Annotated in this window: 23 protein-coding genes; 9 read left to right on the forward strand and 14 right to left on the reverse strand. The window is 53.4% G+C overall.

Features of this window, described 5'->3' with window-relative positions; translation table 11 throughout:
• Window positions 1-60 precede the first annotated feature (60 nt).
• Complete coding sequence (locus AC6I8N_RS02525) at window positions 61-5,592, reverse strand: glutamate synthase-related protein (RefSeq protein ID WP_497829971.1); 5,532 nt, start codon at window positions 5,590-5,592, stop codon at window positions 61-63.
• Window positions 5,593-6,494: 902 nt separating this feature from the next.
• Between AC6I8N_RS02525 and arcB the strand changes: the two genes are divergently transcribed.
• Together arcB and mtgA are read left to right on the forward strand one after the other, a co-directional pair.
• On the forward strand, window positions 6,495-8,828 hold the full coding sequence (gene arcB / locus AC6I8N_RS02530) for an aerobic respiration two-component sensor histidine kinase ArcB (RefSeq protein WP_021184235.1): 2,334 nt from the start codon (window positions 6,495-6,497) through the stop codon (window positions 8,826-8,828).
• A gap of 896 nt (window positions 8,829-9,724) precedes the next feature.
• On the forward strand, window positions 9,725-10,447 hold the full coding sequence (gene mtgA / locus AC6I8N_RS02535; RefSeq protein WP_497829972.1) for a monofunctional biosynthetic peptidoglycan transglycosylase: 723 nt from the start codon (window positions 9,725-9,727) through the stop codon (window positions 10,445-10,447).
• A 5-nt stretch (window positions 10,448-10,452) separates the two neighbouring features.
• Here mtgA and npr read toward each other — a convergent pair whose 3' ends face one another.
• From npr to AC6I8N_RS02590, 11 genes are all read right to left on the reverse strand, one after another.
• Window positions 10,453-10,725: a PTS phosphocarrier protein NPr gene (gene npr, locus AC6I8N_RS02540; protein WP_013507653.1), complete on the reverse strand. Its 273-nt coding sequence runs from the start codon at window positions 10,723-10,725 to the stop codon at window positions 10,453-10,455.
• Window positions 10,722-11,576 carry an RNase adapter RapZ gene (rapZ, locus tag AC6I8N_RS02545; RefSeq protein ID WP_013507654.1) on the reverse strand — a complete coding sequence of 285 codons (855 nt, stop codon included), beginning with the start codon at window positions 11,574-11,576 and terminating at the stop codon, window positions 10,722-10,724. The genes npr and rapZ overlap by 4 nt, the downstream gene beginning before the upstream one ends.
• 52 nt (window positions 11,577-11,628) lie before the next feature.
• Entirely contained in the window at window positions 11,629-12,111 is a 483-nt protein-coding gene (ptsN, locus tag AC6I8N_RS02550) for a PTS IIA-like nitrogen regulatory protein PtsN (RefSeq protein WP_200864665.1), read from the reverse strand.
• A gap of 174 nt (window positions 12,112-12,285) precedes the next feature.
• Window positions 12,286-12,573: a ribosome hibernation promoting factor gene (hpf, locus tag AC6I8N_RS02555; RefSeq protein ID WP_013507656.1), complete on the reverse strand. Its 288-nt coding sequence runs from the start codon at window positions 12,571-12,573 to the stop codon at window positions 12,286-12,288.
• Between the two features lie 21 nt (window positions 12,574-12,594).
• Window positions 12,595-14,028 (reverse strand): RNA polymerase factor sigma-54, encoded by a 1,434-nt coding sequence (gene rpoN, locus AC6I8N_RS02560; RefSeq protein ID WP_497829973.1) that lies wholly within the window; start codon window positions 14,026-14,028, stop codon window positions 12,595-12,597.
• A 48-nt stretch (window positions 14,029-14,076) separates the two neighbouring features.
• Entirely contained in the window at window positions 14,077-14,802 is a 726-nt protein-coding gene (gene lptB / locus AC6I8N_RS02565) for an LPS export ABC transporter ATP-binding protein (RefSeq protein WP_021184240.1), read from the reverse strand.
• Window positions 14,803-14,807: 5 nt separating this feature from the next.
• A complete protein-coding gene (lptA, locus tag AC6I8N_RS02570; RefSeq protein WP_036626375.1) occupies window positions 14,808-15,362 on the reverse strand; it encodes a lipopolysaccharide ABC transporter substrate-binding protein LptA in 555 nt (184 codons plus the stop codon).
• A complete protein-coding gene (gene lptC, locus AC6I8N_RS02575) occupies window positions 15,331-15,909 on the reverse strand; it encodes an LPS export ABC transporter periplasmic protein LptC (protein WP_021184242.1) in 579 nt (192 codons plus the stop codon). The genes lptA and lptC overlap by 32 nt, the downstream gene beginning before the upstream one ends.
• Complete coding sequence (gene kdsC / locus AC6I8N_RS02580; protein WP_021184243.1) at window positions 15,906-16,472, reverse strand: 3-deoxy-manno-octulosonate-8-phosphatase KdsC; 567 nt, start codon at window positions 16,470-16,472, stop codon at window positions 15,906-15,908. Before kdsC ends, lptC begins: the two co-directional genes overlap by 4 nt.
• Before the next feature lie 13 nt (window positions 16,473-16,485).
• Complete coding sequence (gene kdsD / locus AC6I8N_RS02585; protein WP_021184244.1) at window positions 16,486-17,466, reverse strand: arabinose-5-phosphate isomerase KdsD; 981 nt, start codon at window positions 17,464-17,466, stop codon at window positions 16,486-16,488.
• Between the two features lie 16 nt (window positions 17,467-17,482).
• Window positions 17,483-18,463, reverse strand: coding sequence for a calcium/sodium antiporter (locus AC6I8N_RS02590; RefSeq protein WP_021184245.1), 981 nt, complete (start codon window positions 18,461-18,463; stop codon window positions 17,483-17,485).
• 226 nt (window positions 18,464-18,689) lie between these two features.
• Between AC6I8N_RS02590 and mlaF the strand changes: the two genes are divergently transcribed.
• From mlaF to murA, 7 genes are all read left to right on the forward strand, one after another.
• Complete coding sequence (mlaF, locus tag AC6I8N_RS02595; RefSeq protein WP_021184246.1) at window positions 18,690-19,505, forward strand: phospholipid ABC transporter ATP-binding protein MlaF; 816 nt, start codon at window positions 18,690-18,692, stop codon at window positions 19,503-19,505.
• Between the two features lie 4 nt (window positions 19,506-19,509).
• The gene (gene mlaE, locus AC6I8N_RS02600) at window positions 19,510-20,292 is read left to right on the forward strand and encodes a lipid asymmetry maintenance ABC transporter permease subunit MlaE (RefSeq protein WP_021184247.1); all 783 of its coding nucleotides are present in this window, start codon (window positions 19,510-19,512) and stop codon (window positions 20,290-20,292) included.
• Between the two features lie 4 nt (window positions 20,293-20,296).
• Window positions 20,297-20,824 carry an outer membrane lipid asymmetry maintenance protein MlaD gene (gene mlaD, locus AC6I8N_RS02605; RefSeq protein WP_208724691.1) on the forward strand — a complete coding sequence of 176 codons (528 nt, stop codon included), beginning with the start codon at window positions 20,297-20,299 and terminating at the stop codon, window positions 20,822-20,824.
• A gap of 19 nt (window positions 20,825-20,843) precedes the next feature.
• On the forward strand, window positions 20,844-21,476 hold the full coding sequence (gene mlaC, locus AC6I8N_RS02610) for a phospholipid-binding protein MlaC (RefSeq protein ID WP_497829974.1): 633 nt from the start codon (window positions 20,844-20,846) through the stop codon (window positions 21,474-21,476).
• Window positions 21,476-21,781 (forward strand): lipid asymmetry maintenance protein MlaB, encoded by a 306-nt coding sequence (gene mlaB / locus AC6I8N_RS02615; RefSeq protein WP_021184250.1) that lies wholly within the window; start codon window positions 21,476-21,478, stop codon window positions 21,779-21,781. Before mlaC ends, mlaB begins: the two co-directional genes overlap by 1 nt.
• A 115-nt stretch (window positions 21,782-21,896) precedes the next feature.
• Window positions 21,897-22,154 (forward strand): BolA family iron metabolism protein IbaG, encoded by a 258-nt coding sequence (gene ibaG, locus AC6I8N_RS02620; RefSeq protein WP_021184251.1) that lies wholly within the window; start codon window positions 21,897-21,899, stop codon window positions 22,152-22,154.
• Between the two features lie 54 nt (window positions 22,155-22,208).
• Window positions 22,209-23,468 carry a UDP-N-acetylglucosamine 1-carboxyvinyltransferase gene (gene murA, locus AC6I8N_RS02625; RefSeq protein ID WP_036626380.1) on the forward strand — a complete coding sequence of 420 codons (1,260 nt, stop codon included), beginning with the start codon at window positions 22,209-22,211 and terminating at the stop codon, window positions 23,466-23,468.
• Window positions 23,469-23,525: 57 nt separating this feature from the next.
• On the opposite strand, the gene AC6I8N_RS02630 is transcribed toward murA, so the two are convergent.
• Together AC6I8N_RS02630 and ispB are read right to left on the reverse strand one after the other, a co-directional pair.
• The gene (locus AC6I8N_RS02630) at window positions 23,526-23,837 is read right to left on the reverse strand and encodes a helix-turn-helix domain-containing protein (RefSeq protein WP_208724693.1); all 312 of its coding nucleotides are present in this window, start codon (window positions 23,835-23,837) and stop codon (window positions 23,526-23,528) included.
• A 233-nt stretch (window positions 23,838-24,070) separates the two neighbouring features.
• Window positions 24,071-25,042 carry an octaprenyl diphosphate synthase gene (gene ispB, locus AC6I8N_RS02635; RefSeq protein ID WP_013507672.1) on the reverse strand — a complete coding sequence of 324 codons (972 nt, stop codon included), beginning with the start codon at window positions 25,040-25,042 and terminating at the stop codon, window positions 24,071-24,073.
• Between the last annotated feature and the right edge of the window lie 47 nt (window positions 25,043-25,089).

Consider the following 25,089-nt stretch of genomic DNA (forward strand, 5'->3'; position numbering starts at 1 on the left):
TACTTTTACTCAATCCCGTTCATATTCAGTCAGTAATACACAAATCTGTTGATTCAGCTATCAGGATAATTTTCCGACAGCCGCCGCGATTTCTGGCAATGCCGCACGGGCAAACAACTCTTCAAAATCAGGCAGATGACCCAGCACCTCACGGTTACAGGCATCCTGATAGATGATCCAGCCATAGGTAGCCAGGCTGTCCATCGAACGGATGTTGCGTTGCGTCAGCGCGGCTTTGTAATCCGACATACGTTTGGACGCGATCAGGCTCGCCAGTTCATCATCGTTGTAGTTCTCGATAGCAGAGCGTGCATGACGTTGCAGCTTGCTTACCAGCGAGAAATCTTCTGTCATCAGCAGGTTACGTACCGCTTTCTCAACCGCCGGGTCTTCCACTGAAGTGCCTTTCGGCAACTTGCTCAGTGCCAACTGCTGCGCGAAGCTCAGCACGGTATAGTTGTTGAGCAGCACGAACATTTCAAGCGTATCGGTAGCACCGTAAGCCGGTACTGCGCCATCAGCGATGGTTTTGCCCGCACGCCAGGCTGATTTGAACTTCGCGACCTGATGCGCAGCCAGCGAGGTTGACAGTTCTTCCAGCAGATCCTTACGCGATTTCGCCTTCAGAATCTCACCACCGTCCTGATAGAGCAACAGCGAACGTGGCATGACATACACAAAGTGGTGGCACTCGGTTTCCCAGTTTGCCAGCAACCATGCAGCACGCGGTGAGTTAGTGGCTTCCAGATGCCAGTTCAGCATGGTCAGCACCGCTTGTTTGTGCACTTTCGCCATTTCGTCTTCATCAGCGATGGAGCCAAACAGCACCGAGTCTCCGGCGGCGTGTGCCGCCAGTGAGCCGTACGGGTCGTACTGGTAGGCAAAGCCGCCGCTCATGCCATTACCAAAACCTTTACCGAAAGTACCGAGGTTGAGAATGGCACCGTTGGTCATGTATTCACAGCAGAAGTCACCCACGCCTTCAACCACGGCGGTTGCGCCAGAGTTACGCACGGCGAAACGGTCACCCGCCTGGCCTTGTACGAACAGACGTCCACCGGTGGCACCAAACAGGGCAAAGTTACCGATAAGCACGTTGCCATCGCTATCCTGTGCGCCGCCGCCCGGTGACATCACCACCAACTCGCCGCCACACTGACCTTTACCAACGCCATCGTTACAGGTGCCGTAGTGCTTCATCTGCATACCGTCGTTGCAGAATGCACCGAACGACTGACCAGCAGAGCCGGAGGTTTGGATCTGCACGGTGGCTGGTGCCAGGTAGTGACGGCCACGGTCATCTTTCAGTACCGCCGGGATAGCGGCTTTTTGTTCGGCTGACAGTTCATGGTTCAGCATACGTTCGATATCAATGGCCAACTGACCACCGACGCTCTTGTTACGGTTGTTCAGCGTGATGCCTGCGCCAAGCGCGATCTCACGACTGCCTTTCGCGACCAGCTGATCTTTCAGCTCTTCAACCCAGCCGTTGTCCAGTTCGAAATCTTTTTCCAGATAGACGGGTTTAGCGATTTTCTGCTCTGGTACGACGGTCAGCATGGCGCGCAGGTCCAGTTTGCCGACTTCCAGCGGGTGATCCATCAGGTGCAGCAGATCTGAACGGCCGCGTGCTTCACGCAGTGAACGCAGGCCGAGGCGTGCGAGGAACTCACGTACTTCCTGTGCCACGTTGATGAAGTACTGGGCCAACTGACGCGGATCGCCATCAAAGGCTTCGGCGTTGGTCGTCAGACCGGCCGGGCATTTGACGTTACAGTTTTTCGCCATTACGCATTTCAGCATCATCAGCGCAGTCGTACCGAACTCGAAGCTGTCGCCACCGAGCAGGGCGGATTTGATCACGTCGCTGCCGGTTTGCTGCGCGCCAGAGCAACGCAGTTGTACTTTGTCACGCAGGCCGTTGGCACACAGCGCCTGATGCACCTCGGCGATGCCGATTTCCGCCACGCGGCCGGTGTATTTCAGGCTGGTAACCGATGCCGCACCGGTGCCACCAGTGTTACCGGCGACGTTAATGACGTCAGCACCGGCTTTCGCTACGCCAACCGCGATGGTGCCGATACCTTCGGAAGACACCAGTTTAACGATAACGCGCACGCGTGCGGCTTTACAGTCGTGAATCAGCTGTGCCAAATCTTCGATAGAATAAGTGTCGTGATGCGGCGGTGGAGAAACCAGCTCCACACCCGGCGTACCGCCACGCGCTGCGGCGATTTCTACCGTAACTTTCGGTGCCGGTAACTGACCGCCTTCGCCTGGTTTTGCCCCCTGGCCAATTTTGATCTCCAGCTCTTCCAGCATCGGATCGGCGAGGTAAGCCGCCCAGACGCCGAAGCGACCAGATGCCAACTGCTTGATGCGTGAGGCGCGGATGGTGCCGTGACGTGAATAGTGTTCACCACCTTCACCGCAGTTACTCATCCCGCCCACCATGTTGGTGCCGTGTGCGACGGCTTCATGCGCCGGGGCGACCAGTGCGCCGTGGCTCATCGCGCCAGAGGCAAAGGTACGGGTGATTTCGTGTGCAGGCTGAATCTCTTCCAGCGGCAGCGAAGGCAGCGCGGTGAAGATGCGTGACAGGTAGTCAGCCGCTTTACCGTAAGCGGTGACACTCAGCGCGCCATTCACGACTTCGCTTTTTTCGATTTCATCGGCAAAACGGGTTTTCAGTGCACGCGCCAGCGCAGCCAGACGCTCGCTTTCTGGTTTCAGACCGGCAATGGCATCAACCAGACGCAGCGTAAACTGGTTCAGGCTGCCATTAACCGCTTCGCATTGCAGACCACGGGTGGCGAAGCCATTGTTCACCAGCGAGTAGCGGCCCAGTTTGCGACCAAACTCTGCTTCGCTGTCGACGTGGGTCAAATCACATGGCAGCGCGAGGATATCACGCAGCGCCGCCGGACGACGTTTACGTTCGGCATACATCAGGCTGGAGAACTGGCGGTAATCCGGCGTGATGGTAAAGCTGTCGATGACATCATTCGGGATACGTTCGAAGCTGCTGTCTTTGAACGCTTCCGCTTTGATGTTGAACGCGTTGTCCAGTTTCGCCAGCGTCATCAGACGGATAAAGTTGTCCTCTTCGCGGGCTTTGTCCGCAAAGCGAATCGGCTGTTCCGTCATATCAATAAAGGTACGGACAGCGATGGTGCCATAGGAGTGACCGGCACCCTCGGCGCGCTCTTTAAACAGGCCGAGTAACGGGACTTCCGCTTCACCCTGGATTTTCAGCGCGCTTTGATGCCAGTCCACCGCCATTTGGGCGATAGCCGGGAAGCCTGCACCGCCAACCGGGGTTTTGATATTCGGGAAATATTTCTTCAGCACCGGATCTTCGGTATCGAGGAAGTTCGGTTCGAAGAATTCACCACAGCTGTAGCTTTCCACGGTACACAGGCCCACTTTGCCCATGGTTTTCATCAGTGCTTTTTCTGCGGCTTTGGCATAGCGTTTAAAGGCTTTGTTGCCTTCTTCACCTTCGCCGAATTTCTCTTCAGCACGCATTTGCACGCCGAGCGGATAAATAGCGGAGGCACCGAAGCCGAGTGCTGCGGCAATGTGGTGAGAGGAGATGCTCTGACCACTTTCGACCACCAGCGAGACATCCAGACGCAGGCCTTCCTGCACCAGACGCTGGTTGATGGCGGATACCATCAACAACATCGGGATCGCCGCATGGGTAGAGGAAATATGGCGATCAGTCAGCACCGCGATTCCGCCCTGCTGACGAGCAAAGTCCACGACCTTCTGAGCCAGATCGTCGATGGCTTTTTCCAGTGCGGCAGCGTTGGCTGCACGGCTGACGATATCTTTACCGATTACCGGCTCGTACAGCATCTCAAAACGCTGATAAGGCGCCACTTTCTGCTCACGCAGACGCAGCATATCAAGGTGCGTCAGGATAGGCGTCGGAACGATGATCTGTTGGCCTTTGCTGCGGCCCAGATGCGGTTTGGCACCCAGAGCCACGCGCAGCGTCATGCCATCCGCTTCACGGATAGAATCGAGCGGTGGGTTCGTCACCTGCGCAAAGCGCTGCGAGAAGTAGTGCGCCATGCCGCCTTCATGATCGGACAAGCCGTTGATGGCATTGCCGTAACCCATCGCAGAGATTTTCTCAGCGCCGGTTTGCAGCATCGGGTCCATCATGAATTTGAAGCTTTCCTGGTTGTAGTAGTAGGCCACAAAACGCTGATAGGTTTTGAGGTCGCCACCATAACGCAGCGGTGAACCCAGTTTCTCTGCCGGGATCTCCGGCAGTTCTTTCAGGTCGACACGCGCCGCTCTCAGCAGGGCAGGGTAATCTTTCTCAGTTGCCAGTTTTTCCAGTGCTTCTACGGTGGTGTAGGAGCGTTTTTCACGGTGATCGTAATACAGCATGCCGCCCGCTTCGATACGGCCACGACGCAGTACGCTTTCTGGCGGGAAGGCAATCTGGCCAGCTTCGGACATAGCACCGATATATTCAGCCGTTTCCACAGAACGCAGAGGACGCAGGCCGAGGCGGTCCAGACGTGCGCCGATCACTTCGCCGTTACCGAAGATCAGTGCTGCCGGGCCATCGTTCTTCTCTTCATACAATGAGAAGTATTCGAGCATGGCGCGCACTTCAGTGGAGAGCGAGGTGTCGTTCTCCCATGCTGGCGGCATCATGGAGACGACGGCATTGATCAGGTCGAGATTATCTTCCATCAGGCGGCTGTGGATGCTCTGGTCGAGACGTGAGCTGTCTGACTGGCCTTTCGGGCGCACAATTTTTTTGCCGCGTGCCAGCGCCAGCGCTGATTCGGCAATGCGGTTTTTACGGTCTGTGTTCAATTCACCGTTATGCGCCATCAGACGGAACGGTTGTGCCATCGTGGTGTGCGGGTCGGTGTTGGTGGAGAAACGGGTATGGAAGAACAACCCACGCACCTGATGGTCCGGGTCGGTCAAATCTTTGAAGTATGGGATCACTTCGTTGGAGTTCAGGCGTGCTTTAAATACCTGAGTGCGCGAGGAGAGCGACAGCGGATACAGACCGCCAAATTCGCTTTCAGTAAAGGCCTGCGCTTCAATGTCCAGCAGCGCACGATAGATGCGTTGCTCAAATTCGTTCTGGCTGGTGGTGTCCTGTGGCGCAGCAAACACCCACTGCACAATCGGCAGCTGGAATTGCAGGGCGGCTGGGCGCGTTACGCTACCGTCCAGCGGCATGTCGCGTTTTACCAGCACCGGGAAGTTATAGGCGGCCAGCGTTTCTTCCACCAGACGCTCGGCGTTGGCACGCAGTTCGGCATCTTTCGGAACGAAGAAGTTACCCACGCCAAAACGGCCCGCTTCCAGCGGCTGACCGGTGATTTTCCGGAAGAAGTGCAGAGAAAGGTCGACGTTGACGCCTGCGCCATCGCCCACGCCTTCAGCTGACATCCCGCCACGGTGCGGCACGGTGCACAGCGCACTGTGTGCCATTTGCAGGATCTCATGAGTCTGCTCGCCGTCCTTACGGGTAATGAAACCTACACCACAGCTATCACTGCCCGCTGTTGGATCATACAAGCCATAGGGATTAGGTTTTTGAGTGGACATTGAGGTCTCCTTAAACTGCTTTTGACATTACCTGCATTATTTCAAGTACAGAGCACTGCTGAGTCAGCTCACAGGCGCTGTATCAATTTCTGCTCCGCTCGGCAATGAGCGGGCGTCGCAACACCGAGCAATTCCTCTCAAGACATAGTATGGACGTCCTTGATGAGCTGCTCTTTAATCCGGGTCTCTTAACTGGAGATAACTTGCATCTAGAGGGAGTCTTCTTGCTGCATAGATATGCCGAGACACTGGCCCGACAGGAAAGCATCCAGCGGAATTCCAACTTATCGGGAAAGCGTACTCAGGTCAAATAGCCAGCTTTATTGAGGGTAATATGCTTTTTTGTCGATTAACTTTATGATTTTTATTATTAATTTGTTGAAAAAGTTGACGGTGTACCCCCGCGTAATCCCGCAGGAAGTGTGAGCCGTCTCACTGTGGTGCAGCCATCAAATCTCTGCACCATGCTGGGGAAAGAAATGTTTTCAGCATAAAATGCTGTTTGGACCACTTCGTGCACAGGATGTATCTGTTTTTCTTATGGCGTCATATTTGAATCAGACCAGGGGTCGTCATTAGTAAAATTAATCATCAGAGGCGTGCTTAAAACAGCGCTTAAGTTGAATGGATATGCAAAAAGGAACAGCAACCATCGGACGATATGGCTGCCAGGGTATTGATTCGCACGAGGTGCTGAGAAATGGGCCGCAAAAGTGCGGCCCTCCAGATTATTCAGTTGGCGGAATTAGTCAAGCGCTTTCAGCATAATGGCGGGAACGTCGGCGAAATAGTCCGGCAATGCACCATAACGGGGCATAACCTCAGCGATTGGGTATGGGCAACCAGCGCGGAGCGCGGATAATTGCGCTATCATGAGCCAGATTTCGTTCAGGGAGCGGGTAATGAAACAGATTCGTCTTTTAGCGCAGTACTACGTTGATTTAATGGTCAAACTGGGACTGGTACGCTTTTCGCTGCTGTTGGCTTCGGCACTGGTGGTGCTGGCGATGGTGGTCCAGATGGCCGTCACTATGGTCCTGCGCGGTCATGTTGAGAGCATTGATGTGGTGCGTTCGGTGTTCTTTGGTCTGCTGATTACCCCCTGGGCGGTCTATTTCCTCTCGGTTGTGGTTGATCAACTGGAAGAGTCGCGTCAGCGTCTCTCCCGCCTGGTGGATAAGCTGGAAGAGATGCGCACGCGCGATCTTGAGCTGAATCAGCAGATGAAAGAAACCATTACCCAGCTCAACCAGGAGATTGCCGACCGTATTAAAGCCGAACAGGCGCGTGAGCAGGTGATGGATAAGCTGCGCGAAGAGATGGCTCGGCGTGAGCAGGCGCAGATTGAACTGGAGCAGCAATCCTCCTTCCTGCGATCATTCCTTGATGCGTCACCGGATCTGGTGTTCTACCGCAATATCGACAAGCAATTCTCCGGGTGTAACCGGGCGATGGAGCTGCTGACCGGATTAAGTGAGAAACAGCTCATTGGCCTGACGCCGCGCGATATTTACGACGAAGATGCCGCAACCAAGGTGCTGGAAACGGATGAAAAAGTATTCCGGCACAATGTCTCCCTGACTTACGAACAGTGGCTGCAATATCCCGATGGGCGTAAAGCCTGTTTCGAAATCCGTAAAGTGCCTTATTACGACCGCGTTGGGAAACGCAGTGGCCTGATGGGCTTTGGACGTGATATTACCGAGCGTAAGCGCTATCAGGACGCGCTGGAGAACGCCAGCCGTGAGAAAACCACCTTTATCTCAACTATCAGCCACGAGCTGCGTACGCCGCTTAACGGCATTGTTGGCCTGAGCCGCATTCTGTTGGATACCGACCTCAATCAGGAGCAGTTGAAGTACCTGAAAACCATTCACGTCTCCGCCATCACCCTGGGCAACATCTTTAATGATGTGATTGAGGTGGACAAAATCGAGCGACGTAAAGTGCAACTCGATAACCAACCGCTCGACTTTACCGGCTTCCTGGCGGACCTGGAAAACCTCTCTGGTCTGCTGGCACAGCCGAAAGGGCTAAAGTTTGTCATGTCGCCTGAACTGCCGTTGCCCCATAAAATTTCGGCGGATGGCACCCGACTGCGGCAGATCCTGTGGAATCTGATTGGTAACGCGGTGAAATTTACCCAGCAGGGCGAGATCGTGGTGCGCGTTGCCTATCACCAGGATGAGACGCTGCATTTTGAGGTGGAAGACTCCGGCATGGGGATCCCACAAGAGGAACAGGACAAAATCTTCGCCATGTATTATCAGGTGAAAGATCAGCATGGTGGTAAACCCGCAACGGGTACGGGGATTGGACTGGCAGTATCACGTCGTCTGGCACAGGCGATGGGCGGCGATATCACGGTACGTAGCGTTCAGGGGCAGGGTTCCTGCTTCACCGTCGAGATCAAGGCACCACGGGTCGCGGAAGAGGTTGAGGACGACAATCTGGACGATGCGATGCCACTGCCGGCGTTGCATGTCCTGTTGGTTGAGGATATTGAACTGAACGTGATTGTGGCGCGTTCGGTGCTGGAGAAGCTCGGTTGTAGCGTGGAGGTGGCGATGACCGGCACCGCCGCGCTGGAGATGTTCGACCCGCAGGAGTTTGATTTGGTGCTGCTGGATATCCAGTTACCGGATATGACCGGCCTTGATGTGTCGCGTGCCATTCATCAGCGACACGCCGGAGAGATGCTGCCACCGTTAGTGGCTCTGACCGCCAACGTACTGAAAGATAAAAAAGAGTATCTGGATGCCGGGATGGATGATGTGCTGAGCAAACCACTGGCCGTCCCTGCACTGACCGCGATGATCAAAAAGTTCTGGGATTATCAGGCGGAAACCGACGCCCCGATGGCTGAACCGTCAGAGGAGAAAAACCGGACGCTGCTGGATGTGCCCATGCTGGAACAGTATATCGAGCTGGTGGGGCCTGGGTTGATTACGCAAAGCCTGACGATGTTTGAAAAGATGATGCCAGGCTATCTCGACGTGCTTGACTCGAACATGATGGCGCGCGACCAGAAAGGCATTGCCGAAGAGGGACACAAAATCAAAGGTGCAGCGGGTTCGGTCGGTTTGCTGCATCTACAAAAGCTGGCCAAACAGATCCAGTCACCCGAATTGCCTGCGTGGTGGGACAACGTTCAGGAGTGGATCGACGAATTAAAACAAGAATGGCAGCATGACGTGAATGTGTTACGTGAATGGGTTGCAGCGCGGGAAAAGTAACAAGGACCAGAAAAAAATGACCCCAGTCGAAACTGGGGTGCGCGAATACTGCGCCAACACCAGGGAAAATGGCGCTGCTGCTATTATTTGAGGTCTATCCTGAGCAACAGCGTGGTATTGGTTAACGCTTCAAAACCACCTTAGCAAATTCGTCACCACTTGTGACAAGATTCATTAAATTGTGTGATGTTGAGCAGCGTTTAAATACAGAAAACATTAATTTGCTGACACAGTCAAGCAAGGAATCAATTTCTTTGACTCATTGCATTAATTTTGACCAGTCGTTCTGTTTTTGGTCGGGTTTTAACTCGCTGAAGTGACGTAAAAACCCGGCAAGTGCGACGAAAGTCGCCTGGTCAGGAAAAATTCGCTTTTTTTCGTAGTAAATGCATGAAATATGGCATGAAACACGGTTGGTAGCGCGGGTTATCCAAAACGTTTTGGAAACCATCGATAGAAAGTTCCAGATTCAGGTTTTAACGATGGATGTAAACCAAAAAGTAGGCAAATTGCTTAACCAGAATTCGAAGATAGCGCAAAGCCCTTGCGGATAATTTACACATTTTTTTCGGAATGCTCTCAATAATCAATGAGAGGGATCAACCACTGTGAAATTTCAATGTTAAGCATCGTGAACCAATTTGCGTGATATGGATCACATTCAATGAAGTGTCTGTCAACAACTTTTCCGATGAGTATTTAAGCATGGAACCGATTCCTTCATAGCGGAAGTGCTTGATGTATTTGGCTCTATTAAAGCAACGATGGTTGCGCAGGCAATGAATTTGTTCGATAAATCAACTGGTCAGGCAGCGATTCTCCGTATTCGACTATCATCGAATGCTATGGTGACCTTGGTGATTGATTAATACAGGGAACAGGTAAGAGATAATTTGATGGCTAAGAATAAAGGGAAACTTTGGCAACGTGTAAAAGTGTGGATCGCAAAATTTCTTCTCGCCTGGCTGGGTATTTGGCTGGCAGGGATTTTGCTATTTTCCTTCTTGCCGGTGCCTTTTTCCGCAGTGATGGTTGAACGACAGCTGGGTGCCTGGCTGCACGGCAATTTTGGCTATGTGGCGCATTCGGATTGGGTCAGCATGGATGAGATCTCACCGTGGATGGCGCTGGCGGTCATTGCCTCTGAGGATCAAAAATTTCCAGAACACTGGGGATTTGACGTTGCCGCGATTCAGTCGGTGCTGGATAACGACGGTGATGAACGGATGCGTGGTGCTTCGACGCTATCGCAACAAACCGCGAAAAACCTGTTTTTGTGGGATGGACGCAGTTGGGTTCGTAAAGGGCTGGAAGCGGGATTGACGGTAGGAATCGAAACGGTCTGGACCAAGCGACGCATTCTTACGGTCTATCTGAATATCGCCGAATTTGGCAACGGTGTGTTTGGGGTAGAAGAGGCATCCCAGCGCTATTTTCACAAACCCGCCAGTCGCCTGACTATGGCAGAAGCGGCGCTGCTGGCGGCGGTATTGCCTAATCCGATCCGTTTTCGCGCCGACGCCCCTTCAGGTTACATCCGTCAGAGACAGCAATGGATTATGCGCCAGATGCGGCAACTGGGTGGGGAAGGTTTCCTTAACCGCTACAAATTGCACTGAAGCGGTTAATCCTCATCAAAACCGGCTTCAAACAATTCAATTACCGCTGCCAGCGCCTGGGTTTCTTCCGGGCCGCTGGCTTCAATCTCAATATGGCCGCCTTTGGCGGAATCCAGCATCAGCAGCGCAATTACGCTGCTGGCTTCCGCTTCCGTTCCTGCTTCATTACGCAGCAGCACTTCTGCGTCGAAACTTTGCACCAGTTCAAATAACTTCATCGCCGGGCGCGCATGCATGCCCAATTTATTACGAATCTCAACGGTTTGCTTCACGGTCATGATTTGCGTTTTTCCAGGGTGCGATGACGGGATTGCACATTTTTACCGCGCGAACGGAAATAGTCGGCCAGTTGTTCGGCGATATAGACCGAACGATGTTTACCACCGGTACAACCGATTGCGACAGTGAGATAGCTACGATTATTGGTTTCCAGCATGGGGAGCCACAATTCAAGGTAGCTGCGTGTCTGATAGATAAAGTTGTGCACTTCAGTATGCCGGTCGAGGAACGCGGCCACCGGGCGATCAAGGCCGGTCATCGGACGCAGTTTTGGGTCCCAGTGTGGGTTAGGCAGAAAACGCACATCAAACACATAATCGGCATCAATCGGAATGCCATGCTTGAAGCCAAAGGATTCAAACACCATCGTCAGCTCGCGTTCGCGTTTACCCAGCAGACGGGTGCGAAGCATTTCAGCCAACTCATGCACCGACATCTCGGAGGTATCAATGATCAGGTCAGCCCGTGAACGCAGTGGTTCAAGCAGGTCGCTCTCCTCATCAATCGCGCTTTCCAGTGACAAATTCTTACTGGAGAGTGGATGCAGGCGACGTGTGTCGCTGTAGCGACGGATCAGCGTGTTGCGATCGGCGTCGAGGAACAGCAACTGTGGCGAAAACGAGTCCGGCAGGTTGTTAAGCGCGGTTTCGAAAATCTCCGGTGATTCCGGCATATTGCGCACGTCGATACTGACGGCAGCAGAGATGTTGCGTTCGCTTAAGGTATTGGCCAGTTCTGGCAGCAATACCACTGGCAGGTTATCGACACAGTAAAACCCCATGTCCTCAAGCGCACGCAACGCGACTGATTTTCCTGAGCCTGACCGACCGCTAACGATCATCAGCACCATCACATTTCTCCCGTTTTAAACCGGCGCATTGGCCGGTAAAAGTATCTGTCGCTTAAGGGTGGTCTTCCTGCGCTTCTGTGATAATGGCATAGAGTTCTTCATCGCTCTGCGCAGCGCGCAGACGGCGACAGACGGTTTTATCTGCCAGACGTTTTGCCACCAGCGATAATGTATGCAGATGGGTTTTACACTGGTCTGCGGGCACCAGTAGTGCAAACAGCAGGTCCACAGGCTGGTTATCCACCGCGTCAAAAGCGATAGGTTGATCGAGGCTAATGAACACGCCTACGGCGCGCAGCGTGTCCTCCTCCAGTTTGCCATGTGGAATGGCAATACCATTGCCAATACCGGTACTGCCCATGCGTTCACGGGTGAGGATCGCTTCGAAAAGCGTCTGGTGAGGCAGATTGAGCTGTTTGGCTGCCAGTTCGCTGATTATTTCCAGCGCACGTTTTTTACTCTGGCAGTGTACGCCGCTGCGGGTGCAGTCCAGCGTAAGGACCGAGCTCAATTCCAGTGTCAGATCGTTGTTCATCATCGTTTCACTTGCGAGTTCACATAGCCGCGAGGATCACCCACTTTACCCCTTATCACGGGAAAAATGCAGTGTCTCCTGTTGGCGCTTGCGCAGATGACAAAACGGGGCGGTCAGCCCGCCCCATTCTGTGCTCTGAGTACCGAACCTATCAGTACTCTGCAAGCGTGAAGGTTAGTGTTTTTTCAGTTTATCTTTATGTTTGGTCAACTGACGGGAAAGCTTGTCGATCAATCCGTCAATCGCCGCGTACATGTCTTCCGCTTCCGATGTCGCGTGCAATTCACCGCCGTTCACATGCAGTGTTGCATCAGCAATCTGCGTTACCTTTTCCACTTTCAGAACAATATAGACCTGATTAATGCGATCAAAATAGTGTTCCAATTTGGCAAATTTGCTATTTACAAATTCGCGCAGCGGCTCGGTAATCTCTACATTCAGTCCGGTAAGGTTTATTTGCATAGGTCTTCCTTCTCAATACATTCAAACCAGCTGCTTGCGCTGATTCGAGGGCGGGATGGACAAAGACTCGCGATACTTAGCAACCGTACGGCGGGCCACCATGATGCCCTGTTCAGATAACATGGAGGTCAGTTTGCTGTCGCTCAAGGGTTTTGCGGGATTTTCCGCAGAGATCAATTTTTTCACCAACGCACGAATTGCCGTCGAGGAGGCTTCGCCGCCACCTTCGGTATTCACATGACTGGAGAAAAAATATTTCAGTTCAAAGATGCCACGCGGGCTATGCAAGTACTTCTGCGTGGTAACACGGGAAATGGTGGATTCATGCATATCCACGGCCTGGGCGATATCCGCCAGCACCATCGGACGCATGTACTCCTCGCCCTGTTCAAAAAACGCCTGCTGCTGCTCGACAATACAGCGAGTCACTTTCAGCAGCGTGTCGTTACGGCTCTCCAGGCTCTTAATCAGCCATTTGGCTTCCTGTAAATTGCTGCGGATAAACTGGCTGTCGCTGTCATTACGCGCCGCACCGCCCATCGCAGCGTAGTGCTGATTAATTTTGAGACGCGGTACGCTGTCGGCATTTAGCTCAACTGTCCAGCGGGTGCTGACCTTGCGTACCAGTACATCCGGGATGACATACTCAGGTTCGCTAGTGTTGACCGACTGACCTGGACGCGGATCAAGCGACTGAATCAGCAACATTGCCTCTTTCAGCACATCTTCTTTCAGACGCGTCATGCGCATCAGGCTACGGAAATCGTGATTGGCCAGCAGATCGAGATGATCGCTCACAATCAACCGTGCTTCCGCCAGCATCGGCGTATCGGCGGCATATTGGGACAGCTGCACCAGCAGGCAATCACGCAAATCGCGTGCGCCAACGCCGACCGGATCAAAACGCTGTACGCGTTTCAATACCGCTTCCACTTCTTCCAGCGTCAGTTCTTCATCACCGATGCTGTCGCAAATATCCTGGAGCGTCACGGTGAGATAACCGGTGTCGTCAATGGCATCGACAATCGAAGTCGCAATGGCGCGGTCGGTATCGGTGAACGGTGTCAGCTCAACCTGCCACATCAGATAATCCTGCAACGACTGCGTGGTTTCGCCCTGATAGACCGGCAGCTCATCATCCTGGTAATCGGTACCCGTACCGGAAGGCGTTCCGGCGGTGTAGATTTCATCCCAGGTTGCATCGAGCGGCAGCTCTTCCGGCATGTCCTTCTGTTCCAGAGCCTCGCGGGTGTCGAGGGCTTCGCTTTCCTGATATTCGCGTGCGTCTACTTCTTCATGGAGTTCTGATTGTTCGAGCAATGGGTTGCTTTCCAGCGCCAGTTGTAATTCCTGCTGGAGTTCAAGCGTAGAGAGTTGCAGCAAGCGAATTGCCTGCTGCAACTGGGGTGTCATCGCCAGCTGTTGGCTGAGCCTGAGTTGCAAACCTTGCTTCATAATCCGGATTGAATTTCCTAAGCAAACGTCGGAGGTTCCGACACCTTATCAGAGTCTGAACTCTTCGCCCAAATAAACACGCTTAACCTGCTCATCTGCAAGTATTTCATCGGGTGTGCCGTGAGCAATCAGATGCCCCTGGCTGACGATGTAAGCGCGTTCACAAACGGCAAGGGTTTCGCGTACGTTGTGGTCGGTAATCAGCACACCCAACCCACTGTCGCGCAGATGTTCAATGATCTTCTTGATATCAATGACGGAAATTGGGTCAACACCGGCAAATGGTTCATCCAGCAGGATAAACTTAGGATTGGCAGCCAGCGCGCGGGCAATCTCGACACGACGGCGTTCACCGCCGGAGAGTGCCTGACCCATGCTGTCACGCAGGTGTTCGATGTGGAACTCTTCCATCAGTTCGTTGGCTCGATCCTGACGCTGCTCTTCGCTGAGATCGTCACGGATCTGCAATACGGCCATCAGGTTGTCGTAAACGCTGAGGCGACGGAAAATCGAGGCTTCCTGCGGCAGATAACCAATGCCGCGACGTGCACGCGCATGTAGCGGCAGAATGCTGATGTCTTCATCATCAATCACAATACGACCGGCATCGCGCGGCACGATCCCGACCACCATGTAAAAGGTGGTGGTTTTACCGGCCCCGTTGGGGCCAAGCAATCCGACAATTTCACCGGATTTAACTTGCAGGCTAACGTCTTCTACCACGCGGCGGCCTTTGTAGGCTTTCGCCAGGTTTTCAGCGATCAGTGTGGCCATAGAAATTAGTTACTCTTCTTTTGGCTCTGGGATGAACCGTTTTTGTCCTGCAACTGCGACGGCACCAGCACGGTGGTCACGCGTTTGCTCTGGCCCTGACTGTAGGCCTGCATTTTCTGTTCTTTCACCAGATAGGTGATGCGATCGCCTTTGATATTGCTATCCAACTGTTCAATGTAGGCGTTACCCGTCAGCTCAACAAAGTCATTCGCCAGTTCATAGTGCAATTTGGCCGCATGACCCTGTACCGGCTTACCGTTGTCCTGCATCTGATAAAAGGTTGCCGGGTTGCCCCAGGCATCAACGATGGTTTTTTTGCTGTCACCACCCGGGCGAGTGACGACGACTTTGTCGGCGGTGATCTTGATCGATCCCTGAGTCACGATGACGTTGCCGGTAAAGGTAGCGACATTGCCTTGCAGATCCAGCGACTGATTCTCTGAATCGATATTCACGGGTTTGTCAGAATCCCCGGTTAATGCCAGAGCGGGCAAGCTGGTGGCTAACAGGGCGCTGACCAGCAGTAATTTAAGGCTGTTGTTTTTCATTTTGGATTTCATAGGAGGATTTGACCTTTTCAATCAACTGGGCATTTTTCGTCCGTAAGTTGCCGCGCATCTTCATGCCAGTAGAGTTAAAACTGCGGCCATAAAGGGTGACCTGATCGTCTGAGGTAACATCCTGGGTGACGAGATTGACCACCGCATTATCGGTTTTAATGCGTTCCAGCTCCGAATCCTGCGTCAGGGTGTTCACTTCAACGTGGCCGTAAAGATAAAGCATACGATCTTTGGTGAGCTTTGCCTTATCGGCGCGCACAGACCAGGTCGGAATTTTATTCACGTCGTAAGTGGTCATCACCGGATTATCGAACCAGCTCAGTTCATCGGCAGCAAAGTAGGTCACTTTATCCGAAATCAGTTTGTAGGCCAGCGCACCGTCTGGATTGTACACCACGGTGTGAGAAGTCGAACTGGTGTAAGTCGGCTCCTGGTCGTTGGTGGTAACCGGCGCTTTGCTCTCATCCTGGTTGGTAAGATTCCAGCCAATCAGCACCAGAGCGATTAGGGCCAGAATCAGCGTTATCCAACGCCTGCTTTTACTCATACTGATTGCCCTTTGGCATCCTCAAATTTGTTCTGCGCCATTAAGATCAGATCGCAAAGTTCACGTACCGCACCGCGGCCACCGGCAATGCGGGTGACGTAATGCGCGCGCGGCAACAGAATCGGGTGCGCATCGGCGACCGCTACGCTCAGACCCACGCGGGCCATTACCGGCCAGTCGATCAGGTCATCACCGATATACGCCACCTGTTCCGCAGATAATGACAGTTTATCCAGGAGTTCGCGCCAGGCCAAAAGCTTATCCGATTGTCCCTGGTAAAGATGCGTAATGCCGAGGGTTTTGCAGCGATCTTCCATCAGTTTGGCATTGCGGCCGGTAATAATAGCCACTTCAATGCCGGAGGTCAGCAGGCAACGAATGCCATAGCCATCGCGCACGTTGAAAGCTTTCAGTTCTTCGCCGCTGTTGCCCATATAAATCAGGCCATCTGACATTACGCCGTCCACATCACAAATCAGCAGGCGGATCTGCGCTGCGCGCGCCATCACTTCTGCGCTTACCGGACCATAACAGGTCTCGATTGCAGCTGTTTCAACACTCATGTTCTTTTCCTGTTCAGACAACGCCAGCGCGCAGCATGTCATGCATATGTACCACACCGAGCAGGCGATCGTCATCGGCCACCAGCAGCGCAGTGATGTTTTTGTTTTGCATCAGATTAAGGGCGTCAACGGCCAGCAGGTTGGGACGTACGCGAATACCGCCGCGTGTCATCACATCTTTGATGCTGGCTGACTGGAAATCGATACCCATATCAAACACCCGACGCAAGTCACCGTCGGTAAAGATGCCTTCGATTTTCATCAGGTCATCAACGATCACCGTCAGGCCGAGATTTTTACGCGTGATCTCCAGCAACGCATCACGCAGTGAGGCATCCCGAGAGACATGCGGGATCTCGTCGCCGCTGTGCATGATGTCGCTGACATGCAGCAGCAGTTTACGTCCGAGAGCTCCACCGGGATGGGACAGTGCAAAATCTTCCTGGGTAAAGCCACGCGCTTCCAGCAGCGCGACGGCCAGCGCATCGCCCATCACCAGCGTTGCGGTGGTGCTGGTAGTTGGGGCCAGCCCAAGAGGACAGGCTTCCTGTGGCACTTTAACGCACAGATGCACATCGGCGGCACGTCCCATCGCACTGTCGGCACGGCTGGTGATACAAATCAGCTGGACTTTCTGTCGCTTAAGAACCGGGATTAGCGCGAGGATTTCGTTGGATTCGCCGCTATTAGAAATGGCCACCACCACATCATCGGTGCTGACCATGCCAAGGTCACCGTGGCTGGCTTCCGCCGGATGAACAAAGAACGCTGGCGTTCCGGTGCTGGCGAACGTGGCGGCGATTTTTTTGCCGATATGTCCGGACTTGCCCATACCCATCACCACCACTTTGCCCCGACAGGCAAAGATCATTTCGCAGGCGCGGGAGAAATCGTCATTGATATATTGATCGAGTTGCTCAAGTCCTTCGCGCTCAATGCGCAGCACCGCTTTGCCCGCCTGTTGAAAGTCAAAATCCAGTCGCTGATGTGACATGCTCAGTCTGTCCTTATTAACTTGGGGTAAACATGGGGCTAAGCCACAGCCAGCACACCCACACGATAAATCCAGCTAACAACAAGGTGCCTGCTGCCCGGCCAATTCGGCGTCGCGGTTGCAGGCACAGCAGGGCGAACAACACGCTAACCCCCAACATGACCCAGTAATCCCGGGCAAACGCGTGGGGATCAATACTGCCCGGATGAATCAGCGCAGGCAGGCCCAGTACGATAGCCAGATTATAAATGTTGGCACCGATCAGGTTGCCGATGGCGATATCGTCCTCGCCTTTCATGGCCCCGGCAATCACAGTCGCCAGCTCTGGCAGGCTGGTACCTACCGAGATCAGCGTCAGGCCCATCACCAGTTCACTCACCCCGAAATAGTCGGCAAAGACCGTCGCGTTATCGATCACCATCCGGGTCGACATAGGCAGGATCAGCAACGCCACGGCAAGCCACAGGAAGGCCACGGTATTACCGGTTTCATCGCGTGGTAGCTCGGCTAATTGTTCGCGCGTCAGGGTGTCATTGTTCTCGCGTTCGGCCCGGCGCGCGATGCGGATCACCACCAACAGATAAACCAGCGCAATCAGCAACAAAGCCACACCATCGAGGCGGCTAAGATGATTATCAAACAACATGATGCCGCTCAGCAGTGAGACCAGCAGCATTAACGGGAGTTCGCGACGAATCAGATTGGAGTGGACGGTTAAGGGGTGCAGCAGCGCCGCGCCGCCCAGGATTAGCAAAATATTGGTGATGTTCGAACCCAGAGCTGTGCCTACTGCTAAATCCATCTGCCCATGTTGCGCGGCGGAGAAAGAGACGATCAATTCTGGAAGCGAAGTGCCGATGCTGACCACCGTCATACCGATGATTAATGGCGGGATGCCAAAGGATCGACTGAGGATCGCGGCACTGAAAACTAATCGGTCAGCACCGTAAGCCAGTAAAATCAATCCAATGAACAGCAGGGCAGTGGCTACGAACATGAAAAATCCTTGATGGCCGGGGGTGTCGGCACACCTTGACCGACGGGTAAAAACATTAGCGCATTGAAACAGGCGCTGATTTTGACTGTCTGAGAGGCAAAAGTAAATTTTAAGGCGGTTTTCGCCACACCGGGTGGGTAAGTTTCTGTAAAACTCTCGTGCATTGCGGCCTTACAGGCTACCATCCCCGGACACGATAACGCCCGATCCCCATTAAGAGGTAAAGATGATCCAGCAACAAGCGAATCTGGTTGAGGTTCGTGGCGTGAGCTTTTCGCGCGGAGATCGCACCATCTTCGACGACATATCCTTAACGGTACCGGCGGGCAAAGTTACCGCCATCATGGGGCCGTCAGGTATTGGTAAAACCACATTACTTCGTCTGATTGGTGGCCAGCTGCAACCGGATAAAGGTGAAATCTGGTTTCACGATGAGAACATTCCCTCATTGTCGCGCAGCAGATTGTATGAAGTGCGTAAAAAAATGAGCATGTTGTTCCAGTCGGGGGCACTTTTTACCGATCTTAGCGTCTTTGACAATGTCGCCTGGCCGTTGCGTGAGCATACGCAATTACCGCCGGAGCTGCTGCACAGCACGGTGATGATGAAGCTGGAGGCGGTGGGGCTGCGCGGCGCGGCACAACTCAAACCGGCGGAACTGTCGGGTGGTATGGCACGGCGCGCTGCCCTGGCGCGCGCGATTGCGCTGGAGCCGGATCTGATCATGTTTGATGAACCCTTTGTCGGTCAGGATCCGATCACTATGGGTGTGCTGGTGAAATTGATTGATGAGTTGAACCATTCGCTGGGCGTAACCTGCATTGTGGTTTCGCACGATGTGCCAGAGGTCTTGAGCATTGCGGATCATGCCTATATTGTTGCCGGGCAAAAAGTTATTGCTCAGGGAAGTGCGCCTGAATTGCGACAAAACGCAGATCCACGCGTGCGCCAGTTTATTGAGGGGCATGCGGATGGCCCGGTGCCGTTCCGCTTTCCGGCCGGGGATTATCTGGCTGATTTGACCCAAGCAGGGAGAACCTAAACTGATGTTGTTACAGGCGCTGGCGTCACTTGGACGTCAGGGGATAAACACCTGTGCGGCGTTTGGTCGCGCAGGAATGATGTTGTTTCATGCGCTGGTGGGTAAACCGGCGTTTCGCAAACACGCGCCATTGCTGATTAAGCAACTCTACAGCGTGGGCGTCATGTCACTGCTGATCATCATGGTTTCCGGGTTGTTTATCGGTATGGTGCTGGGATTGCAGGGCTATCTGGTTCTCACCACCTACAGCGCGGAAACCAGCCTTGGCATGTTGGTGGCGCTGTCGCTGCTGCGTGAACTTGGTCCGGTGGTCACCGCCTTGCTGTTTGCCGGGCGCGCAGGATCGGCGTTGACGGCAGAAATTGGCCTGATGAAGGCGACTGAGCAGCTCTCCAGCATGGAGATGATGGCAGTCGACCCGCTGCGCCGCGTGGTGTCACCGCGTTTCTGGGCTGGTTTTATCAGCATGCCGCTGCTGGCGTTGATTTTTACGGCTGTGGGGATTGCGGGCGGCGCATTGGTGGGTGTCAGCTGGAAGGGGATCGATCCAGGGTTCTTCTGGTCCGCGATGCAAAATGCCGTGGATTTCCGTACTGATGTCATCAACTGCATTATCAAAAGCGCAGTCTTCGCCATTACGGTAACCTGGATTGCGCTGTTCAATGGCTATGATGCCATCCCGACCTCGGAAGGGATCAGTCGGGCGACGACGCGTACCGTGGTGCACGCTTCACTGGCGGTACTCGGATTGGATTTTGTGCTGACAGCACTGATGTTTGGGAAATGATGCAATGCAAAGCAAGAAAAACGAAATTTGGGTAGGCGTCTTCATGCTGCTGGCTCTGCTGGCAATGCTGTTTCTCAGCCTGCGTGTTGCTGACCTGAAGTCGCTGGGGACTGAACCTACATGGAAGCTGTATGCCACGTTCGATAATATCGGCGGCCTGAAAGTCAGCTCGCCGGTCAAGATCGGCGGCGTGGTGATTGGTCGAGTGACCGATATCTCTCTGGATGATAAAACCCTGTCGCCGCGCGTGACGATGGCGATCAGCGATCAATACGCTGACAAAATACCGGACACCAGTTCACTGGCGATCCGCACCCAGGGATTACTGGGTGAACAGTTTCTGGCGTTGAATCTGGGCTTTGATGACCCGGATCTCGGATCAGCGATGCTGAAAGATGGCGGTACGCTGCGCGATACCAAATCGGCGTTGGTGCTGGAAGATTTAATTGGCCAGTTCTTGTATAAGAGCGGCGACAATAAAAACGATAATAAACAACAGGGTGCGGAGAGCGCACCCGCAGTAACGGAATAATCCCAAGAGGTACAACACGATGTTAAAACGTTTACTGATGATTGCCATGCTGGCCATCGTTCCCCTGGCCGCTACGGCCGCGGACCAGAGCAATCCCTATAAACTGATGAATGAAGCGGCGGCGAAAACCTTTACTCGCCTGAAAAACGAACAGCCGAAGATCAAGCAGGACCCGAACTACCTGCGCGATATCGTGCGCCAGGAATTGCTGCCGTATGTCCAGATCAAATACGCCGGTGCATTGGTGCTGGGCCGTTACTATCGTGATGCGACTCCTGCGCAGCGTGATGCTTACTTTGCCGCTTTTGGTGATTATCTGGCGCAGGCTTACGGTCAGGCTCTGGCCCTGTATCACGGTCAGACCTACCAAATCCAACCGGAGCAGCCGATTGGCGATGCCAATATCGTGGCAATTCGTGTCACGATTATTGATCCTAATGGTCGCCCGCCGGTTCGCCTTGATTTCCAGTGGCGTAAGAACACCCGCACCGGTGACTGGCAAGCCTATGACATGGTGGCTGAAGGCATCAGTATGATCACCACCAAACAGAATGAGTGGGGCGATCTGCTGCGCACCAAAGGTATTGATGGTCTGACCGCGCAGTTGAAAGCCTCAGCAGCGCAGCCTATCTCTCTGGATAAGCAGCAATAATGAGCGAACCATTACGCTGGCAGCGCACTGGCAGCACACTGGCCCTGAGCGGCAAACTGGACCGTGATACGCTTCTTGCCTTGTGGCATCAACGTGAAACGGCTATGGCAGGCATCGATACCATTGATGTGGCAGCGCTGGATCGTGTTGATTCAGCAGGTCTGGCGTTGTTGGTGCATTTACGTGAAATCGTTCGTGCGCAGGGCAGCACGCCATGCTTTAGCGGTATTACCGAGAAACTCCAGTCACTGATTACGCTTTATAACCTCCAGCAGATAATTGTTTCTGCGGAACAAACCGCCTAATCATTATCCACATCTATAAAGCCCCTGATGCTTTCAGGGGCTTTTGCGTATTTAAGAGTCAGGAACTTTCCTCTAAGATGTCTGGCTTATTCTTATTAACTTGAAGCAAAGAGCGATGGAAAATAGTGAAGTTCAGGCTGTGCTGATGCAGGCGCTGCCGTTAGACGAAGTACATGTCCTCAGCAACGATGGCAGCCACTTTCAGGTGATTGCCGTCGGTGAGATGTTTGGCGAGCTGAGCCGGGTTAAAAAGCAGCAGGCGGTTTACGCGCCTCTGATGGAATATATTGCGGATAATCGCATTCATGCGGTTTCTATTAAAACTTATACCCCTGCCGAGTGGGCGCGCGATCGGAAACTTAACGGTTTCTAAGCGCACAAGCCTGCTCAGGCGGGCTTGTTGGGATGGATATTGAGAACCATGTTAATGGACAAATTTCGTGTGCAAGGCCCGACCCGTTTGAGTGGTGAAGTCACCATCTCCGGGGCGAAAAACGCTGCGCTACCTATTCTGTTTGCAGCGCTGTTGGCTGAAGAGCCAGTAGAGATTCAGAATGTGCCGAAACTGCGTGACATCGACACCACCATGAAGCTGCTGAGTCAGCTGGGTGCGAAAGTTGAACGCAATGGTTCGGTACACGTTGATGCGCGCGAAGTTAATGTCTTCTGTGCGCCTTACGATCTGGTTAAAACCATGCGAGCCTCCATTTGGGCGCTGGGGCCGCTGGTTGCGCGCTTTGGTCAGGGACAAGTGTCATTGCCGGGCGGCTGCGCGATTGGTGCGCGTCCGGTTGATCTGCACATTACCGGCCTTGAGCAGCTGGGTGCGGAGATCAAACTGGAAGAGGGCTATGTCAAAGCCTCGGTTGATGGTCGTCTGAAAGGCGCGCATATCGTGATGGACAAAGTGAGCGTGGGTGCCACCGTGACCATTATGAGCGCAGCGACCCTGGCGACCGGTACCACTATCATTGAAAACGCCGCGCGTGAACCGGAAATTGTCGATACGGCAAACTTCCTCAACACCCTGGGTGCGAAAATCAGTGGCGCAGGTACTGATAAAATCACCATCGAAGGCGTAGAACGCCTGGGTGGCGGCGTGTATCGCGTACTGCCAGACCGTATCGAAACCGGTACTTTCCTGGTGGCGGCAGCGATCTCGCGTGGCAAAGTGCTGTGCCACAATACCCAGCCTGATACGCTGGATGCCGTACTGGCTAAACTGCGTGATGCCGGTGCGGATATCGAAACCGGTGAAGACTGGATCAGCCTTGATATGCATGGTAAGCGTCCGAAAGCGGTCAATGTACGCACTGCTCCTCATCCGGGCTTCCCGACTGACATGCAGGCGCAGTTCACGCTGCTTAACCTGGTGGCAGAAGGTACTGGCGTGATCACCGAGACGATCTTCGAAAACCGCTTTATGCACATCCCTGAGCTGATCCGCATGGGTGCGCACGCGGAAATCGAAAGCAACACGGCGATCTGTCATGGCGTTGAAACCCTTTCTGGTGCCCAGGTGATGGCGACTGACTTACGTGCGTCGGCCAGCCTGGTATTGGCAGGTTGCATTGCGGAAGGCACCACGCTGGTTGATCGCATTTACCATATCGATCGTGGTTATGAGCATATCGAAGACAAGCTGAAAGCGATGGGTGCGAATATCGAACGCGTCAGCGGCGAATAACGATCTTATCGGCTTGAAATAAAGAAACCAGTCGCATGATGCGGCTGGTTTTTTTTGTCAGAGATCCGGGCAAGAGGCTTCAGGATCTACAGGCAATTCGGGATCTTTTTCAGCGGGCAGGCGTACTTTGCGATCGCGTAAGCAACGTGTCTTAGGATCATAATACCGGCTCGGCCAGATCTCTGAGGGATGAATATTGAGTGCTCCGGCAATCAACCATTCACCTTTCGGCCAGGGGCGAACGATTGCATTGGCCAGCGTTGATGAGCTCAGACCTGACTGTCGTGACAATTCCGCCATTGTCATCCCCTTTTTTCTCAGGCGGGCGATAATGTCAGCCGAATGCCAGTCTTTTCTCCTTATGCGCATAAACTTCTACTCCTTGTCCATGTTGCCATCTAATCCAACGGGAGAATATGCCTTTCCTTCGCAAAGGTAGCTGGAAAGTTACAGATATTTATAGCAAAAAGATTCCAGAAATTTCCAGTAAGTTTCAAGTAATGATCAATAACTGCGTGATATTTCGCAAAAGTTTTGCAAACGATGTAAAAGGATGGAGCAGAAGTGAGAGCGAGAAGGGGCCAGAAACGGCCCCATAGAGATTAAAAATCGCGTTGGACGGACATATGGGCCAGGGCCTCAAGTGCGCTACGCCACGGCGTTTCCGGCAGGATTTTCAGCGCAGCGATCGCTTTATCAGCCTCTTCTTCCGCGCGTTGGCGCGTCCACGCCAGCGAGCCGCATTGTTGCATCGCTTCCAGCACGGGTTCCAGCAGATGGCGGCCATTACCCTCTTCAATGGCGCGACGAATCATCTGCGCCTGCTCAGGCGTGCCGTGATGCATGGCATGCAGCAAGGGCAGCGTCGGTTTCCCTTCACTCAGGTCATCACCGGTATTTTTGCCCAGTGTCTCACCGTCGGCGCTGTAGTCCAGCAAATCGTCAATTAACTGGAAAGCGGTGCCAATATAGCGACCATAATCCTGGAGCGCTTTTTCTTGTGCCGGGGTGGCTTCAGCGAGAATGGCGGACGCTTGCGAAGCGGCTTCAAACAGACGGGCGGTTTTGCTGTAAATCACCCGCATGTAATTCTCTTCAGTGATATCCGGATCGTTGACGTTCATCAGCTGTAACACTTCGCCCTCGGCGATCACGTTTACCGCTTCAGACATCAGTGCGAGGATCTTCAGGGATCCCATGCTGGTCATCATCTGGAAAGCACGGGTGTAGATAAAATCACCGACCAGCACGCTGGCAGCGTTGCCAAAGGCGGCATTGGCCGTCGCTTTGCCACGACGCATATCGGATTCATCCACCACATCGTCATGCAGCAGCGTGGCGGTGTGGATAAATTCGATCAGCGCCGCATTGGTGATATGTTGCGAACCCTGGTAATTCAGTGCGCGTGCTGACAGCACCGCAATCATCGGGCGAATACGTTTTCCGCCGCCGCTGATGATGTAATAACCCAACTGGTTAATCAGCGAGACATCTGAATTCAGCTGGTCGAGGATGGTCTGGTTGACGGCCGCCATGTCCTGCGCGGTTAATTCATTAATCTGTTCTAAGTTCATTCGTCTGTTCAGCTATGACTCGTTTCTCGGCATGGTAAGCGCTTTTA

Source organism: Pantoea sp. X-Soil-TKNS-1279 (genome assembly GCF_059730565.1).

Excerpts from the sequence above, each read along its gene's own strand:
- AC6I8N_RS02525 (WP_497829971.1), bottom strand. The coding sequence starts at position 5,592 with ATGTCCACTCAAAAACCTAATCCCTATGGCTTGTATGATCCAACAGCG.
- arcB (WP_021184235.1), top strand. The coding sequence starts at position 6,495 with ATGAAACAGATTCGTCTTTTAGCGCAGTACTACGTTGATTTAATGGTC.
- mtgA (WP_497829972.1), top strand. The coding sequence starts at position 9,725 with ATGGCTAAGAATAAAGGGAAACTTTGGCAACGTGTAAAAGTGTGGATC.
- npr (WP_013507653.1), bottom strand. The coding sequence starts at position 10,725 with ATGACCGTGAAGCAAACCGTTGAGATTCGTAATAAATTGGGCATGCAT.
- rapZ (WP_013507654.1), bottom strand. The coding sequence starts at position 11,576 with ATGGTGCTGATGATCGTTAGCGGTCGGTCAGGCTCAGGAAAATCAGTC.
- ptsN (WP_200864665.1), bottom strand. The coding sequence starts at position 12,111 with ATGAACAACGATCTGACACTGGAATTGAGCTCGGTCCTTACGCTGGAC.
- hpf (WP_013507656.1), bottom strand. The coding sequence starts at position 12,573 with ATGCAAATAAACCTTACCGGACTGAATGTAGAGATTACCGAGCCGCTG.
- rpoN (WP_497829973.1), bottom strand. The coding sequence starts at position 14,028 with ATGAAGCAAGGTTTGCAACTCAGGCTCAGCCAACAGCTGGCGATGACA.
- lptB (WP_021184240.1), bottom strand. The coding sequence starts at position 14,802 with ATGGCCACACTGATCGCTGAAAACCTGGCGAAAGCCTACAAAGGCCGC.
- lptA (WP_036626375.1), bottom strand. The coding sequence starts at position 15,362 with ATGAAATCCAAAATGAAAAACAACAGCCTTAAATTACTGCTGGTCAGC.
- lptC (WP_021184242.1), bottom strand. The coding sequence starts at position 15,909 with ATGAGTAAAAGCAGGCGTTGGATAACGCTGATTCTGGCCCTAATCGCT.
- kdsC (WP_021184243.1), bottom strand. The coding sequence starts at position 16,472 with ATGAGTGTTGAAACAGCTGCAATCGAGACCTGTTATGGTCCGGTAAGC.
- kdsD (WP_021184244.1), bottom strand. The coding sequence starts at position 17,466 with ATGTCACATCAGCGACTGGATTTTGACTTTCAACAGGCGGGCAAAGCG.
- AC6I8N_RS02590 (WP_021184245.1), bottom strand. The coding sequence starts at position 18,463 with ATGTTCGTAGCCACTGCCCTGCTGTTCATTGGATTGATTTTACTGGCT.
- mlaF (WP_021184246.1), top strand. The coding sequence starts at position 18,690 with ATGATCCAGCAACAAGCGAATCTGGTTGAGGTTCGTGGCGTGAGCTTT.
- mlaE (WP_021184247.1), top strand. The coding sequence starts at position 19,510 with ATGTTGTTACAGGCGCTGGCGTCACTTGGACGTCAGGGGATAAACACC.
- mlaD (WP_208724691.1), top strand. The coding sequence starts at position 20,297 with ATGCAAAGCAAGAAAAACGAAATTTGGGTAGGCGTCTTCATGCTGCTG.
- mlaC (WP_497829974.1), top strand. The coding sequence starts at position 20,844 with ATGTTAAAACGTTTACTGATGATTGCCATGCTGGCCATCGTTCCCCTG.
- mlaB (WP_021184250.1), top strand. The coding sequence starts at position 21,476 with ATGAGCGAACCATTACGCTGGCAGCGCACTGGCAGCACACTGGCCCTG.
- ibaG (WP_021184251.1), top strand. The coding sequence starts at position 21,897 with ATGGAAAATAGTGAAGTTCAGGCTGTGCTGATGCAGGCGCTGCCGTTA.
- murA (WP_036626380.1), top strand. The coding sequence starts at position 22,209 with ATGGACAAATTTCGTGTGCAAGGCCCGACCCGTTTGAGTGGTGAAGTC.
- AC6I8N_RS02630 (WP_208724693.1), bottom strand. The coding sequence starts at position 23,837 with ATGCGCATAAGGAGAAAAGACTGGCATTCGGCTGACATTATCGCCCGC.
- ispB (WP_013507672.1), bottom strand. The coding sequence starts at position 25,042 with ATGAACTTAGAACAGATTAATGAATTAACCGCGCAGGACATGGCGGCC.